The sequence below is a fragment of the Rugamonas sp. GW822-FHT03B10 genome, assembly GCF_058801745.1.
Window position 1 is genome coordinate 159,585 of the sequence record NZ_JBXANP010000004.1, and the last position, 15,029, is coordinate 174,613.

15 protein-coding genes are annotated in these 15,029 nt (G+C 66.1%); 2 read left to right on the forward strand and 13 right to left on the reverse strand.

Translation table 11 applies throughout. The annotated features are described in order from the left end of the window. Positions 1-62 precede the first annotated feature (62 nt). Entirely contained in the window at positions 63-959 is an 897-nt protein-coding gene (locus AC1RQG_RS08750; RefSeq protein ID WP_493130342.1) for a diguanylate cyclase, read from the forward strand. A 68-nt stretch (positions 960-1,027) separates the two neighbouring features. On the opposite strand, the gene AC1RQG_RS08755 is transcribed toward AC1RQG_RS08750, so the two are convergent. Then, the gene (locus AC1RQG_RS08755; RefSeq protein ID WP_493130344.1) at positions 1,028-1,801 is read right to left on the reverse strand and encodes a helix-turn-helix transcriptional regulator; all 774 of its coding nucleotides are present in this window, start codon (positions 1,799-1,801) and stop codon (positions 1,028-1,030) included. A gap of 90 nt (positions 1,802-1,891) precedes the next feature. On the opposite strand from AC1RQG_RS08755, the gene AC1RQG_RS08760 reads away from it, so the two are divergent. After that, positions 1,892-2,665 carry a class I SAM-dependent methyltransferase gene (locus tag AC1RQG_RS08760; protein WP_493130346.1) on the forward strand — a complete coding sequence of 258 codons (774 nt, stop codon included), beginning with the start codon at positions 1,892-1,894 and terminating at the stop codon, positions 2,663-2,665. Positions 2,666-2,683: 18 nt separating this feature from the next. On the opposite strand, the gene AC1RQG_RS08765 is transcribed toward AC1RQG_RS08760, so the two are convergent. The 12 genes from AC1RQG_RS08765 to mraY all read right to left on the reverse strand — a co-directional run bounded on the left by AC1RQG_RS08765 (position 2,684) and on the right by mraY (position 15,028). After that, positions 2,684-2,959, reverse strand: a complete 276-nt coding sequence (locus AC1RQG_RS08765; protein WP_493130348.1) for a type II toxin-antitoxin system RelE/ParE family toxin — start codon at positions 2,957-2,959, stop codon at positions 2,684-2,686. Then, the gene (locus AC1RQG_RS08770; protein ID WP_493130350.1) at positions 2,956-3,354 is read right to left on the reverse strand and encodes a hypothetical protein; all 399 of its coding nucleotides are present in this window, start codon (positions 3,352-3,354) and stop codon (positions 2,956-2,958) included. The genes AC1RQG_RS08765 and AC1RQG_RS08770 overlap by 4 nt, the downstream gene beginning before the upstream one ends. Before the next feature lie 174 nt (positions 3,355-3,528). Beyond that, positions 3,529-4,032: a peroxiredoxin gene (locus AC1RQG_RS08775; RefSeq protein ID WP_182160508.1), complete on the reverse strand. Its 504-nt coding sequence runs from the start codon at positions 4,030-4,032 to the stop codon at positions 3,529-3,531. A 165-nt stretch (positions 4,033-4,197) separates the two neighbouring features. Further along, positions 4,198-5,415: a cell division protein FtsZ gene (gene ftsZ, locus AC1RQG_RS08780; protein WP_493130352.1), complete on the reverse strand. Its 1,218-nt coding sequence runs from the start codon at positions 5,413-5,415 to the stop codon at positions 4,198-4,200. Positions 5,416-5,606: 191 nt separating this feature from the next. Further along, positions 5,607-6,839 (reverse strand): cell division protein FtsA, encoded by a 1,233-nt coding sequence (ftsA, locus tag AC1RQG_RS08785; RefSeq protein ID WP_173593949.1) that lies wholly within the window; start codon positions 6,837-6,839, stop codon positions 5,607-5,609. 9 nt (positions 6,840-6,848) lie between these two features. Further along, the gene (locus AC1RQG_RS08790) at positions 6,849-7,688 is read right to left on the reverse strand and encodes a cell division protein FtsQ/DivIB (RefSeq protein WP_493130354.1); all 840 of its coding nucleotides are present in this window, start codon (positions 7,686-7,688) and stop codon (positions 6,849-6,851) included. Between the two features lie 4 nt (positions 7,689-7,692). Beyond that, positions 7,693-8,661, reverse strand: a complete 969-nt coding sequence (locus AC1RQG_RS08795) for a D-alanine--D-alanine ligase (RefSeq protein ID WP_493130356.1) — start codon at positions 8,659-8,661, stop codon at positions 7,693-7,695. A gap of 11 nt (positions 8,662-8,672) precedes the next feature. After that, entirely contained in the window at positions 8,673-10,064 is a 1,392-nt protein-coding gene (gene murC, locus AC1RQG_RS08800) for a UDP-N-acetylmuramate--L-alanine ligase (protein ID WP_493130358.1), read from the reverse strand. Beyond that, on the reverse strand, positions 10,061-11,128 hold the full coding sequence (gene murG, locus AC1RQG_RS08805; RefSeq protein WP_493130360.1) for an undecaprenyldiphospho-muramoylpentapeptide beta-N-acetylglucosaminyltransferase: 1,068 nt from the start codon (positions 11,126-11,128) through the stop codon (positions 10,061-10,063). The genes murC and murG overlap by 4 nt, the downstream gene beginning before the upstream one ends. Beyond that, a complete protein-coding gene (gene ftsW / locus AC1RQG_RS08810; RefSeq protein ID WP_493130361.1) occupies positions 11,125-12,345 on the reverse strand; it encodes a putative lipid II flippase FtsW in 1,221 nt (406 codons plus the stop codon). Before ftsW ends, murG begins: the two co-directional genes overlap by 4 nt. After that, a complete protein-coding gene (murD, locus tag AC1RQG_RS08815; protein WP_493130363.1) occupies positions 12,345-13,859 on the reverse strand; it encodes a UDP-N-acetylmuramoyl-L-alanine--D-glutamate ligase in 1,515 nt (504 codons plus the stop codon). The genes ftsW and murD overlap by 1 nt, the downstream gene beginning before the upstream one ends. Then, on the reverse strand, positions 13,859-15,028 hold the full coding sequence (gene mraY / locus AC1RQG_RS08820) for a phospho-N-acetylmuramoyl-pentapeptide-transferase (RefSeq protein WP_493130365.1): 1,170 nt from the start codon (positions 15,026-15,028) through the stop codon (positions 13,859-13,861). Before mraY ends, murD begins: the two co-directional genes overlap by 1 nt. Position 15,029: the final 1 nt, after the last annotated feature.

Here is a 15,029-nt window from a genome sequence, read left to right on the forward strand (position 1 = left end):
CAAACCCGTTGATGGTAAGCTGAAATGACTGCAAGTTGATCGATTATTCTGAGGAGATGCGCATGGCGCTTGAAGCAGCGACCCGGGAAGAATTGCAATCGATACTCGCGCAACTGAAAGAAGCACTCAACTACCACCAGGCGTGGTACGGGGCCTTGGTCCGCACACTGGTTTGCGGGCTGCCGGGCGACAAACGCGATGTCGGCGAACTGGCCCACACCGAGTGCCGGTTCGGCCAATGGTTTTACGGCGAGGCCCCCGACGAACTGCGCAACCATCCTGGCTTCATCGCCATGGGCGAAGAACACCAGCGCTTGCACCAGCTGGCCAAGCAGCTGCTGGTTGCCGCCAGCGGCGGCAACCACATCGCCACGCTCGACTACGATAACTTCTCCAACGCGCTCGACCGGATGCGGCTGGAAATCAGCTCCCTCGAACGGGAGTTGGAAAATTCGCTGTTCAATCACGACGCGCTGACCGGCGCGATCACCCGCTACGAAATCCTGCCGACCTTGCGCGAACAACAGCAGGTGGAGAAGCGCCAGACCCAGGCCTGCTATATCGCGATGCTGGACTTCGACCATTTCAAGGCGGTCAACGACCGCTACGGGCATCCGGCGGCGGACCGGGTGCTGGCGACCACCATCCACTATCTGATCAAACAGCTGCGCCCCTACGACAAGGTGTTCCGCTACGGCGGGGAGGAGTTCCTGCTCTGCATGCCCTACGCCGAATCGGCCATGAGCTTCGAGCGCATCGATCTGCTGCGCGCGCAGATCGCCGCGCTGCCCATCGACATCGGCCGCGAGGAACCTGCGCACATTTCCGTCTCCATCGGTCTGACCCAACTCGACCCGGAGCTCCCGGCGGCGACCTCGATCGAACGCGCCGACAAGGCGCTCTATGCGGCGAAAGCGGCGGGGCGCAACTGCGTGCGGGAATGGCACCCGTCGATGTGATGGCGGCCGCAGCACGGGACCAGCGGCGGCGCCGCAGCCACTGCGGCCACTGCACCTGAGCACATGGCTTAGCCGGACGCGGGCAGCAGCATCACCAGTTTCAGGTCCGGGCGCTGGGCCGGGTGCAGCGTGACCTGGCTGAACGTGTGCTCGACGCCGGCCGCGTCGCGGAAGCGGCGCGCGCCGCCCTCGCGGCCGACCACGTCCTGCAAGGTCCACAACTGGGCGAACTCCGCGCTGGCGGCCTCCAGTTCCGCGATCAGGCTGGCCAGCGGTTCCTGGGCCGCGTGGCGGCCCGTGTCGGCGCGGAACTCGGCCACCAGACGGCGCGCCCGCTCCGGCCAGTCCACCGTCAGGCTACGCGCCTGGGGCTGCAAAAACATGAAACGCAGCAGATTGGGCGCGCCCGCCGTCGCGCCGTCCAGCCAGCCGCGCAGCAGGGCGGCCGCATCGGCGTTCCAGGCCAGCGCGTCCCACTGGCGGTCGAGGATGTAGGCCGGGGCGTTGATGGCGCGCACCAGCGCGTCCAGCCCCTGCCCGGCCGCGCCCGCGTCGAAGTCATGTTGCGGATCGAGCCGGCCGGCCAGACTGAACAGGTAAGCGCGCTCGGCCACCGACAGCCGCAGCACGTCGGCCAGCCGGGCCAGCAGGCGGGCCGAGGCCGCCACCGGCCGTCCCTGCTCCAGCCACGTGAGCCAGGTGGGGCTGACGTCGCACAACTGGGCCAGCTCCTCGCGCCGCAGGCCGGGCGTGCGCCGCCGTCCGCCGCCGGGCAGGCCGGCGCTGGCAGGGGTGACGCGCTCGCGGTGGGCGCGGATGTAGTCGCCGAGGGTGGTGTGCATGGTAGTGTTTATACCAGTATAAGTCCTTGTCTTGTTACAGGATAGGAATTTGCCTATTCTGACGCTTCCCCACCACACGAGGAAGCCACCATGAAACAGCAAGCCGTCATCGTTGAGCAATTTGGCAATACCGCGCAAGCCTACCTGAGCAGCGCCGTCCACGCGCAGGGCGCGGACCTGGGCGCCATGCATGACATCGCGCGCAAAATGGCCCTGCCCCGCGTGCTGGATCTGGGCTGCGGCGCCGGCCACGCCAGCTTCGCCGTGGCGCCCGTGGCGCAGTCCGTGGTGGCGTTCGACCTGTCGCAGGCCATGCTGGACGTGGTCACGCAGGCGGCGGCCGACCGTGGTCTGGAGAACATCCGCACCCAGCAGGGCGACGTGGGCCAGCTGCCCTTCCCCGGCGCCATCTTCGACCTGGTGGTCACGCGCTTCTCGGCCCACCACTGGCTGGACGTGCCGGCCGCGCTGCAGGAAGCCTGGCGTGTGCTGCGCCCGGGCGGCAAGCTGGTGATCGTGGACATCGTGGCGCCCGCGTCGGCCCTGTGCGACACCACCCTGCAGGCCGTGGAACTGCTGCGCGACGGCTCGCACGTGCGCGACTACCGGCTGTGCGAATGGGGCCACAAGCTGACCATGGCCGGCTTCGCCCACCGCATCGACAGCCAGTGGAAACTGGAGATGCGCTTCGCCGAATGGGTGGCGCGCATGCGCACGCCTGCCCTGCGCGAGCAGGCCATCCGCAGCCTGTGGGATTCCGCCCCGCGCGAGGCGCGCGACTACTTCGCCGTGCAGGCCGACCACTCGTTCGCTATCGACGCGGCGATGTTCGTGGCTTGCAAGCAGGAGGAAGAGATTTACTGATCGATTAAGGGCGCTTCTTCACGGGTAACGCTTTTTCGCGTGAACGACATTCAATGCAATCACGGTGTCCGCGTCCTCAAGCAAGATCACGATGTAGTTGCGATGCGCGACGAACTCAACCGTTCCCTTGACGCGGCCACGGCGGCGGGGGAAGTTCGGATCAGCTAGTCGGTCAACCTGCGCATCGATGCGCCCCCAAAGTTTGGTTGCGGCTTGCGGACTGTCGCGGGCGACGAAACGCCAGATGTCATCCAGATCGCTTAGATAGGTCGCGGTCCGGATGACCCGCTTCATGATGTAGCGAGCCGCGACAGTCTATCTGCCTTGATCTTGTCCCACTCCTCCTTCGAATAGGTAGGATTGGAACCGTCGCGCAAGCCCGCCAACGCGATTTCCACCTTATCCTGTAACCAGGAATCGTAAGTACAGTCGGCCTCGGCCGCCTCCGGCACCCAGGCTGCGTATTCCACGCGCACTTGCTCGATGCCGGTCCCACGCAACAACGATAATGCATCGCGCGGATCCACAAAGCGCTGCACATCGCCGCCGGCGTCAGCCAGCACGAAGATACCATCGGCCGTTTCGATCCAGACCTGAAACCCCACACCCTGCGCGCGTAGTGTCACCGCTGCGGTCAAACCGGCAAGCACGCGTACGCGCAATTCGTCAGGTGTCAGCAGTTGGCTCATCTTCTCGACGCACAAAAACCATGGATAAGCCTAGATCATACGCCTGTCCTATCACACCAGCCGCAGCGCTCGAATCGGCTTTGCCCATCATCAAAGACGCGCCGCAACCGGGATGACATCGCCAAAAAAACGGCGCCGCGGCGCCGTTTTTTTTTGCAGTTGGTGCAGCTGGAATTACAGCTGGCCCAGCAGCGTTTCCGCGTTCGACACTTCGAACTTGCCGCCCTGCTCCACGTTGAGCTGCTTGACGACGCCGTTCTCGACCAGCATCGAGTAACGCTGCGAGCGGGTGCCCATGCCGAACTTGCTGAAGTCGGCGTCCAGGCCCAGCGCCTTGCTGTAGGCGGCGTTGCCGTCGGCCATCATGCGCACGATGCCGGTCGCCTTCTGGTCGCGGCCCCAGGCGCCCATCACGAACGCGTCGTTGACGGAGATGCACCAGATCTCATCCACACCCTTGGCCTTCAGTTCGGCCGCGTGCTTGACGTAGCCGGGCACGTGCTGCGCCGAGCAGGTCGGGGTGTAGGCGCCCGGCAGGCCGAAGATGGCGATCTTCTTGCCCTTGACCAGGTCTTGCACGTTGAACGTGTTGGGGCCCAGTGCGCAACCTTCCGTTTCGGTTTCGATGTATTCCGACAGGCTGCCTTCTGGCAGGGTATCGCCGATCTTGATGGTCATGTTTGACTCCTCTGTTCTGAATTTGAAATAAAAAAACCGCGCCTCGGCGCGGTGTGCTCCGGCATAGAACGTGCAGTATGCCTGAAGCGCGGTGATTCTGCTGGAAGACGCAAAAACGGCGCCCGCCCCGCTTTCAAGCCTGCGGGCCGGGCGCCGCCACGCATCTTAGTCAGCCTGCTTGCGCAGGAAGGCCGGGATGTCGTAGGTTTCCATGCCGTTCTTCTGCAGCGCCTGCACCTGCTCGGACGCCGTCTCGCGACGCCACACGGCCGGGGCCTTCATGCCGTCGTAGGCGGCATTGCCCAGACCGGCGGCCGCGCCCACCGACACCGAAGTGGCAGCGGCGCCACCGCCCAGCGCGGCCGATGGCATCAGCGGGCTGTTGTGGGTGCCGGTGCGCAGCATCTGCTGCGGCACCAGTTGCACGTGCTTCTTGGCCTTGCCCAGGCCGGTGGCGACCACGGTCACGCGGATGTTGTCACCCATGTCGTCGTCGTAGGCGATACCCTGGGCGATGGAGGCGTCCGGTGCGGCGAAGGCGCGCACGGCGGCCATCACTTCCTTGATCTCCTTGCCCTTCAGGCCACGGCTGGCGGTGACGTTCACCAGCACGCCGCGCGCACCCGACAGGTCCACGCCATCCAGCAGCGGCGAGGCCACGGCTTGTTCAGCCGCGATGCGGGCGCGGTCCACGCCGGAGGCGGTGGCCGTGCCCATCATGGCCTTGCCCTGCTCGCCCATGATGGTCTTGACGTCGTTGAAGTCGACGTTGATGTGGCCCGGCACGTTGATGATCTCGGCGATGCCGGCCACCGCGTTGTTGAGCACATCGTCGGCGTGCTGCAGCCATTCGATCAGCGATTCGTCCTCATAGATCTCTTCCAGCTTCTCGTTCAGGATCACGATCAGCGAGTCGACGTTGGCCGACAGCTGTTCCAGGCCCTCGTCGGCGATGTCCATGCACTTCTGGCCTTCGTGCGAGAACGGCTTGGACACCACGGCCACGGTCAGCGCGCCCAGTTGCTTGGCCACTTCGGCCACGATCGGCGCGGCGCCGGTGCCGGTGCCGCCGCCCATGCCGGCGGCGATGAACACCATGTGCGCACCGCGCAGCGAATCCTCGATGCGCTGGCGCGATTCCTCGGCCAGCTTGCGGCCGACGTCAGGCTTCATGCCTGCACCCAGGCCGGTCTCGCCGATCTGGATGATGTTGTCGGCCTTGGAGGTCGACAGGGCCTGGGCGTCGGTGTTGGCGGCGATGAACTCGACGCCCGACATGCCCTTGTTGATCATGTGTTGAACTGCATTGCCACCTGCTCCGCCGACGCCGACGACCTTGATGACGGTTCCCAAAGCTGCGTTATCGACCATATCAAACTCCATGATGTGCTCCTATCAGTATGCGGTTTCCAAGCGCCAGGCCTCATATCTTTTAGGAGAACTGGAGATTGAAAACTGCGGTTGAATTATATAAATTGTTTAGCTAAATGTATTGGAATCGCCGTACTAAAAACCACAAACCACACTGCACCAACCGAATCTACTGCCGACCTTTACCACTTGACCTGCACTGCTTAAAAATTACCGAGGAACCATTCCTTCATGCGCTGCCAGACCGCCTTCACCGAACCATCCTGGCGGGTCACGATGTGGCCGCGCAGGTACTGCTTTTTCGCTTCCAGCAGCAGGCCCAGCACCGTCGCGTAGCGCGGGCTGCGCACCACGTCGGCCAGCTGGCCACGGTAGTCGGGCGTGCCGAGGCGGGCCGGCTTGAGGAAGATGTCTTCCGCCATCTCCACCATGCCCGGCATGATGGAGGTGCCGCCCGTCAGCACGATGCCCGACGACAGCACGCCTTCGTAACCGGATTCGCGCACCACCTGGTGCACCATCGCGAACAATTCCTCCACGCGCGGCTCGATCACGGCCGCCAGCGCCTGGCGCGACAGGTTGCGCGGACCACGGTCGCCCAGGCCCGGCACTTCCAGCGATTCGCCCGGATCGGCCAGCACCTGCTTGGCCACGCCGTAGCGGATCTTGATTTCCTCCGCCTCCGAGGTCGGCGTGCGCAGCGCCATCGCGATGTCGTTGGTGATCTGGTCGCCGGCGATCGGGATCACGGCCGTGTGGCGGATCGCGCCGTCCGAGAACACCGCCACGTCGGTGGTGCCGCCGCCGATGTCGATCAAGACCACGCCCAGTTCCTTCTCGTCCGGGGTGAGCACGGCGTCGGCCGAGGCCATCGGCTGCAGGATCAGGTCCGACACCTCCAGCCCGCAGCGGCGCACGCACTTGACGATGTTCTGCACGGCCGACACGGCGCCGGTGACGATGTGCACCTTCACCTCCAGCCGGATGCCGCTCATGCCGATCGGCTCGCGCACGTCCTCCTGGCTGTCGACGATGAATTCCTGCGGCACCGTGTGCAGCAGCTGCTGGTCGGTGGGGATGTTGACCGCCTTGGCCGTCTCGATCACGCGCGCCACGTCGGTGGCCGTCACTTCCTTGTCCTTGATGGCCACCATGCCGCTGGAATTGAAGCTGCGGATATGGCTGCCCGCGATGCCGGCGTAGACGTTGCGGATCTTGCAGTCGGCCATCAGCTCGGCCTCCTCCAGCGCGCGCTGGATGGATTCCACGGTGGCCTCGATGTTGACGACCACGCCCTTCTTCAACCCCTTCGATTCGTGCTGACCCAGCCCGATCACCTCGTGGCGTCCGTCGGACATCACCTCGGCCACCACCGCCACCACTTTCGAGGTGCCGATGTCGAGGCCGACGATCAGGTTTTTAGCGTCTTTTGTCATTTCTCTCGCCTACTGTATGTGCTTGCTGATTGGCTTTAAGTTATTGGTCTGTTTGCCCTGCTTCATTACTGCCGGTCGCGCCTTCGGTCTGGCGCCTTCGGCCGGTATCTTCAGATCGGCCGCGCTCAGCGCCAGGCCGTTCTGGTACCGCATGTCGATGGTCTCGATATTCTGCAAATGGGACACCAGCTGCGGATAGATGCCCAGCAGCCGGTCGACCCGTTCCTTCAACGTGGTGGGCGTCTGTTCGCGTCCCAGCGCCACGCTCATGCCGTTGTCGAGCTTGACGGTCCACGCGTAGCGGCCCGACAGCGACAGCGCCTCCGGCACCAGCTTGAGCGGCGCGAACCACTGGCGCAGTTCCTCGAAGCGCGACAGCACTTCCTTCTCGCTGCCTTCCGGTCCATCGAATTCGGGCAGCGCGTGGTCCTCCTCGGCCTCGGCCAGGTTGGCCGTGAACACGTCGCCCTTGGTCGACAGCAGCCGGCCATCGGCGCCCCAGGTGCCCAGCGCCTCATGCTCCTCCAGCGCCACGATCAGCTGGTCCGGCCATTCGCGGCGCACGGTGGCGCGCCGCACCCAGGGCACCGACTCGAACGCCTGCCGCACCGTGTCCAAATTGGTGGTGAAGAAGTTGCCCTTGATCCGGCCCAGCGCGTTGTTGCGCAGCGTGAGCTGGCTCACATGGCGCAGTTCCCCGTCGCCGGCCAGGCTCTCCACGCGGATGGTGCGCAGGTTGAACATGGGCCGCTGCGCCAGCCACCAGACGCCGGCGGCCAGGCATGCCAGCAGCGCCAGGGCGAAGATGCCGTTGGCGGTAGCATTCAAGGCTTTAGCGTCCTGCCACATGCGCTTACTCCTTGCCCTTGGCCGGCGCGGCCATCTTCAGGCGCGCCGAGCGCAGGATTTCCACGCACAGCTGCTCGTAGCTGATGCCGGTCGCGCGCGCGGCCATCGGCACCAGCGAATGGGTGGTCATGCCGGGCGAGGTGTTCACCTCCAGCAGGAACGGTTTGTTGTCGCGCTCGCGCAGCAGCACGTCGACCCGGCCCCAGCCCTCGCAACCGAGCGCGCGGTAGGCCTCCACGGCGATGCGCTGCATCTCGGCCGTCGTGGCCGCGTCCAGCGCGGCCGGGCAGTAGTACTTGGTGTCGTCCGTGAAGTACTTGTTCTGATAGTCGTAATTGCCTTCCGGCGCGACGATCTCCACGATCGGCAGCGCACGCGCGGTGGCGCCCTGCCCCAGCACGGCCACCGTGAATTCGCGGCCCGTGACGAATTCCTCGGCAAGCACGGAATCGTCGAGCGCGGCGGCCGTGTCGTAGGCGGCCTTGAAGGCGTCGGCCGCCACCACCTTGGTGATGCCGATGGTCGAACCCTCATGCGGCGGCTTGACGATCAGCGGCAGGCCCAGCTCGGCCGCCACCTTGTCGAGGTCCGAGTTCGCGTCCAGCACCGCGTATTTGGGCGTCGGCAGGCCGTGCATCAGCCACACGATCTTGGTGTAGATCTTGTCCATGCCCACGGCGCAGGCCATCACGCCGCTGCCCGTGTAGGGGATGCCCAGTTGTTCCAGCGCGCCCTGCAGGCTGCCGTCCTCGCCGAAGCGGCCGTGCAGCGCGATGAACACGCGGTCGAATTTTTCCGCCGCCAGCTCGGCCAGCGAGCGCAGGCCGGGATCGAAGGCGTGGGCGTCCACGCCCTGGCTTTGCAGCGCCTGCAGCACGCCGGTGCCGGACATGATGGATACCTCGCGCTCGGCGGAGCGGCCGCCGAACAGCACGCCGACCTTGCCCAGCGCCTTAGCCTCAGTTGGAGTCATTTGGTTCACGTTCAGACCTTCGGATAGTTAGTCAGTTTGGCCGGGACGCCGCTGATCGAGCCTGCGCCCATGGTGATGACGACGTCGCCGTCGCGCACCACGCCCATGATGGTTTCCGGCATGTCGCCGATCGCCTCAACAAAAATTGGTTCCGTCTTGCCGCGCGCGCGCAGCGCGTGGGCCAGCGCGCGGCCGTCGGCGGCCACGATGGGCGCCTCGCCGGCCGCGTAGACCTCGGCCAGCACCAGCACGTCCACGCTGCCCAGCACCTTCACGAAGTCCTCGAACAGGTCGCGGGTGCGGGTGTAGCGGTGCGGCTGGAACGCCAGCACCAGGCGGCGGCCCGGATACGCGGCGCGCGCGGCGGCCAGCGTCACTTCCGTTTCGACCGGGTGGTGGCCGAAGTCGTCCACCAGGGCGAAGGTGCCGCCGCCCGGGATGGCGATGTCGCCATAACGGGTGAAGCGGCGGCCCACGCCGGCGAAACCGGCCAGGCCGGCCTGTGTGTCCTTGTCGGCGATGCCGATCTCGCGTGCGATGGCGACGGCCGAGCAGGCGTTCTGCACGTTGTGCATACCGGGCTGGTTGAGCACCACGTCCAGGTCGGGATAGCCTTCCTGCAGCACCGTGAAGTGCATCTCCACGCCCACGGCGCGGGCGTTCACGGCGCGCACTTCGGCGTCCGGGTGGAAGCCGTAGGTGGTCACCGGCTTGGTCACGTGGGGGATGATGGCGCGCACGTGGGGGTCGTCGATGCACAGCATGGCGCGGCCGTAGAACGGCAGGCGGTGCGTGAAGTGGACGAAGGCCTGCTTGAGCTTTTCGAAATCGTGCTCGTAGGTTTCCATGTGATCGGCGTCGATGTTGGTGATGACTTCGATCATGGGGGTCAGGTTCAGGAACGAGGCGTCCGACTCGTCGGCCTCGGCCACCAGGTAGTCGCCCGTGCCCAGTTTGGCGTTGGCGCCGGCGCTGGTCAGGCGGCCACCGATGACGAAGGTGGGATCGAGCCCGCCCTGCGCCAGCACGGACGCCACCAGGCTGGTGGTGGTGGTCTTGCCGTGGGTGCCGGCGATGGCGATGCCGCGCTTGAGGCGCATCAGTTCACCGAGCATCACGGCGCGCGGCACGATGGGGATCTTGCGGGCGCGGGCGGCCACCACTTCCGGATTGTCCTGCTGGACGGCGGTGGAGGTGACGACGGCGTCGGCGTTGCCGATGTTCTCGGCCGCGTGGCCCTGGTGCACGGTGGCGCCCAGCGACGCCAGGCGCTGCGTGACGGCGTTGCTGCCCAGGTCCGAGCCGGTGACGGTGTAGCCCAGCGTGAGCAGCACTTCGGCGATGCCGCTCATGCCGCTGCCGCCGATGCCGACGAAATGAATGTTCTGTACTTTGTGTTTCATGTTAATTGTTCCAATACTTGTGCGATCGCGTCGTTGGCGTCGCGCTTGCCGGCCTGCTTCGCCGCCTGGGCCATGGTCTGGCAGGCGGTGCGGGTCAGCGTTTCCAGCAAAGTCGCCAGGCTTTGCGGATTCATCTCCGTCTGCGGCATGTGGATGGCCGCGTTCTGCTTGGCCATCCATTTCGCGTTGTCGCGCTGGTGGCTGGTGGTCGACGCCACCAGGGGCACCAGCACGCTGGCCACGCCGGCCGCCGTCAGTTCCGACACGGTGATGGCGCCGGCGCGGCAGATCACCAGATCGGCCTGGGTGTAGGCGTGGGCCATGTCGTCGATGAAGTCGACCACGTTGGCCTCCACGCCGGCCTGCGCGTACGCGGCGCGCAGCGCGTCGATGTTCTTCTTGCCCGACTGGTGCGTCACCTGCGGACGCAGCGCGGCCGGGATCAGCGCCAGCGCGGCCGGCAGGTTGTCGTTCAGCGCCTTGGCGCCCAGGCTGCCGCCCACCACCAGGATGCGCAGCGGGCCTTCGCGGCCGGCGAAGCGCTGCTCGGGGCCGGCCATGTCCAGGATCTCCTTGCGCACCGGGTTGCCGGTGACGACGGCCTTGCCGGCGGCGCGGCCGAATTCGGCCGGGAAGCCGAAGCACACGCGCTGCGCCAGCGGCGTCAGGGTTTTGTTCGACAGCAGCAGGGCCGCGTCGGCGTTCACCAGCACCAGCGGCACGCCGCGCAGGCGCGCCATCATGCCGCCGGGGACGGTGACGTAGCCGCCCATGCCCAGCACCACGTCGGGCTTGCGTTTGCCGATGTAGCCGAAGCAGGCCGCGAAGCCGGCCAGCATCTTGAAGGCGCCGGCCACGGTGTGCTTGAGGCCCTTGCCGCGCATGCCGGAAAAGTCGATCGCGTCCATCGCGATGCCGTGCTTGGGCACGATGTCCTGCTCCATGCCGTGCGCCGTGCCCAGCCAGCTCACCTCCCAGCCGCGCGCGCGCATGGTCTGCGCGATCGCCAGGCCGGGGAAAATGTGGCCGCCGGTGCCGGCTGCCATGATCATCAATCGTTTCATAATCTGCCACCACGCATCAGGACCCGGTTCTCGTAGTCGATCCGGAGCAGGATCGCGAGTCCGACGCAGTTAATCACCACCCCCGTGCCGCCATAGCTCATCAGCGGCAGGGTCAAGCCCTTGGTCGGCAGCAGGCCAAGGTTGACACCCATATTGATAAACGTCTGCACCCCGATCCAGATGCCGATGCCCTTGGCCGTGAGGCCGGCGAAGGTCTGGTCGATGGCGATGGCCTGGCGGCCGATGTCGAACGAGCGCTTGACGATCCAGTAGAACATCGCGATCACCACCAGCACGCCGACCAGGCCCAGCTCCTCGCCGATCACGGCCAGTAGGAAGTCGGTGTGGGCTTCGGGCAGGTAGTGCAGCTTTTCCACGCTGCCGCCCAGCCCCACGCCGAAGATCTCGCCGCGGCCGAAGGCGATCAGCGAGTGCGTCAGCTGGTAGGCCTTGTTCAGCGCATTGTCTTCCTGCCACGGATTGAGGTAGGCGAAATAGCGCTCGCGCCGGAACTTCGACAGCGCGATGATGGAGATGAAGATCGTCACCAGCACGGCGCCGATGCCGCCGAACCAGATCGCGTTGATCCCGCCCAGGAACAGGATGCCCATGGCGATGCAGACGATCACGCCGAAGGCGCCCAGGTCCGGCTCCAGCAGCAGCAACAGGCCGACGAAGCCGACCGCCGCCGCCATCGGCATGAAGCCCTTGGTCAGCTTGTGCATGTATTCCTGCTTGCGCACCGTGTAGTCGGCCGCGTACAGCACGGCCACCACCTTCATCAGCTCCGACGGCTGCAGGTTGATCACCTTGAGCGAGAGCCAGCGGCGCCCGCCGTTGACCACCACGCCCAGGCCGGGAATGAGCACCAGTACCAGCAGCACCAGTGTGCCGATGAACAGGTAGGGCGCGGCCTTCTGCAGGTCGGCGATGCGGATGCGGAACACGAACAAGCCGGCGACCAGCGACACGGCGATGAACAGCGCCTGGCGGGTGAGGAAGTAGGTGTTCTGCCAGCGCACATAGTTGGCGAACTTGGGCGAATCGGGCAGCGAGATCGAAGCCGAGTACACCATCACCATCCCCAGCAGCATCAGCAGCAGCGTGACCCACACCAGCGGCTGGTCGTATTCCATCATCTTGGACTGCCGCGCGCGACTGCCCACCGGCATGGAGGCCGGTGGTGCGTTGAAGCGGAATGGCAGCTGGAAGGCCATCAGATCTCCTGTCCCGCGTCGAGCGCGATGTCGCGCACGGTGTCGATGAACACCTGCGCGCGGTGCGCGTAGTTCTTGAACATGTCCAGGCTGGCGCAGGCGGGCGACAGCAGCACGGCGTCGCCGGCTTGTGCCAGCGCGCTGGCGCGCTTGACGGCCTGCGGCAGGTCGGCGCAGTCCTCCAGAACCACGCCCGTCTCGGCCAGCGCGGCGCGGATGGCCGGCGCGTCGCGACCGATCAGCAGCACGGCGCGCACGTAACGGGCCACCGGGTCGGCCAGCGGCGCGAAGTCCTGGCCCTTGCCGTCGCCGCCGGCGATCAGCACCAGCCGCTGATTCTCGCCCGTGAAGCTCTTGCCCAGACCGATCAACGCGGCCACGGTGGCGCCCACGTTGGTGCCCTTGCTGTCGTCGTAGTATTCGATTTCGTTGATGGCCGCCACCAGCTCCACGCGGTGCGGCTGGCCATGGTATTCGCGCAGGCCGTGCAGCAGCGGCGCCAGCGGCAGGCCGATGGCGCGGCACAGGGCCAGCGCGGCCAGCGCGTTGGCGGCGTTGTGCTGGCCGCGCACCTGCAGCGCGTCGACCGGCATCAGTTTCTTGAGCACGCATTCGACCGGCTCCGGGGCCGGATCGTTCTTGCGGCGCTTCTTGCGTTCCACTTCCTCGCCCGGCTCGGCCGAGGCCAGCCAGAAGATGCCGCGCTCGTTGAGCAGGCCGAGGCAATCGGCGTGCTGCGGCGCGTCGGTGCCGAAGGTGATGTTCTCGCCCGTGGGGTCCTGCATGCGCATCACGGCCGCGTCGTCGCGGTTCAGCACGCGCACGGTGTCGGCGCCGAAGATGCGCTGCTTGTCGGCCGCGTAGGCGGCCATGTCGCCGTGCCAGTCCAGGTGGTCCTGGGTCACGTTGAGCACCGTGGCGGCGTCGGCCTGCAGGCTGTAGGTGGTGTGCAGCTGGAAGCTTGATAACTCAAGGACCCACACTTGCGGCAGTGCGTTTTCTTCGGAGGGCGCGTCCAGCACCTCGCGCAGCACGTCCAGCGCGGCCGGGCTGATATTGCCCGCCACGCGCACCGTGTTGCCGGCGCGTTCGCACAACTGGCCGACCATGCTGGTGACGGTGGTCTTGCCGTTGGTGCCGGTGATGGCGATGACTTTCGGCGCGTAGCCGCGTTCGTCCTTGAGCGCCGTCAGGGCCTGGGCGAACAGTTCGATCTCGCCCCAGACGGGGATGGCGCGTTCGGCGGCGGCCGGCACGATGTCGGCCAGCTCGCGGTTGGGCGCCAGACCGGGGCTGACGGCCACGAAGTCCGCGCCGTCGAGCAGCGCGGCGTTGAACGGGCCGGCGATGAATTCCACGTCCGCCACGGCGGCGCGCAGCGCGGGCAGGCGCTCGGGCGCCTCACGCGTGTCGGCCACGCGCACGCGCGCGCCGGCGCGGGCCAGCCACAGCGCCATCGCCAGGCCGGATTCCCCCAGCCCCAGTACCAGTGCGGTTTTGCCTTCGTAGTTCATCAGCGCAGCTTCAGGGTGGTGAGTCCGACCAGGACCAGCATCATCGTGATAATCCAGAACCGTACGACGACCTGGGTCTCTTTCCAGCCTTTTTGTTCGAAGTGGTGGTGCAGCGGCGCCATCAGGAACACGCGGCGGCCCACGCCATAACGCTTCTTGGTGATCTTGAACCAGCCCACCTGGATGATGACGGACACGGTTTCGGCCACGAACACGCCGCCCATGATGAACAGCACGATCTCCTGGCGCACGATGACGGCCAGCGTGCCGAGCGCGCCGCCCAGCGCCAGCGCGCCCACGTCGCCCATGAACACCTGCGCGGGGTGGGTGTTATACCAAAGGAAGGCCAGGCCGGCGCCCGTCAGCGCGCCGGTGAAGATGATCAATTCGCCCGCGCCGGGAATGTGCGGGATGAACAGGTACTTGGAATAGGTGGCGCTACCGGTCAGGTAGGCGAACAGGCCGAGCGCCGCGCCCACCATGATGGTCGGCATGATGGCCAAGCCATCGAGGCCGTCCGTGAAGTTGACGGCGTTGCTGGTGCCGACGATCACGCAGTAGGTCAGTGCGATGAAGCCCCACACGCCCAGCGGATAGCTGATGGTCTTGAAGAACGGCACGATCAGGTCGGCCTTGGGCGGCAGATCCATCGAGAAGCCCGACTGCACCCACGCGAAGAACAGCTCGAACACCTTGCCCGCGTTGGGCGCGGACACCGAGAACGCCAGGTACAGCGCGGCGCTGATGCCCACCAGCGACTGCCAGAAGTATTTTTCAGCCGAGCGCATGCCCTCCGGGTCCTGGCGCACCACCTTGCGGTAGTCGTCCACCCAGCCCACGGCGCCGAAGCCCAGCGTGACCACCAGCACGGGCCAGATCAGACGGTTCGACAGGTCGCACCACAGCAGCGTGGAAGTGCCGATGGCGATCAGGATCAGCACCCCGCCCATGGTCGGCGTGCCGTGTTTTTTCAGGTGGGTCTGCGGACCGTCCGTGCGCACGGCCTGGCCGTACTTCATGGCGGTCAGCTTGCGGATCACGGCCGGACCGGCGCCCAGGCCGATCACCAGCGCCGTGATGGTCGCGAACACGGCGCGGAAGGTGATGAAGTTAAAGACCCGCAAAGGTCCAAGGTCCTGCTGAAAATATTGCGCGAGCCAAAGCAGCATG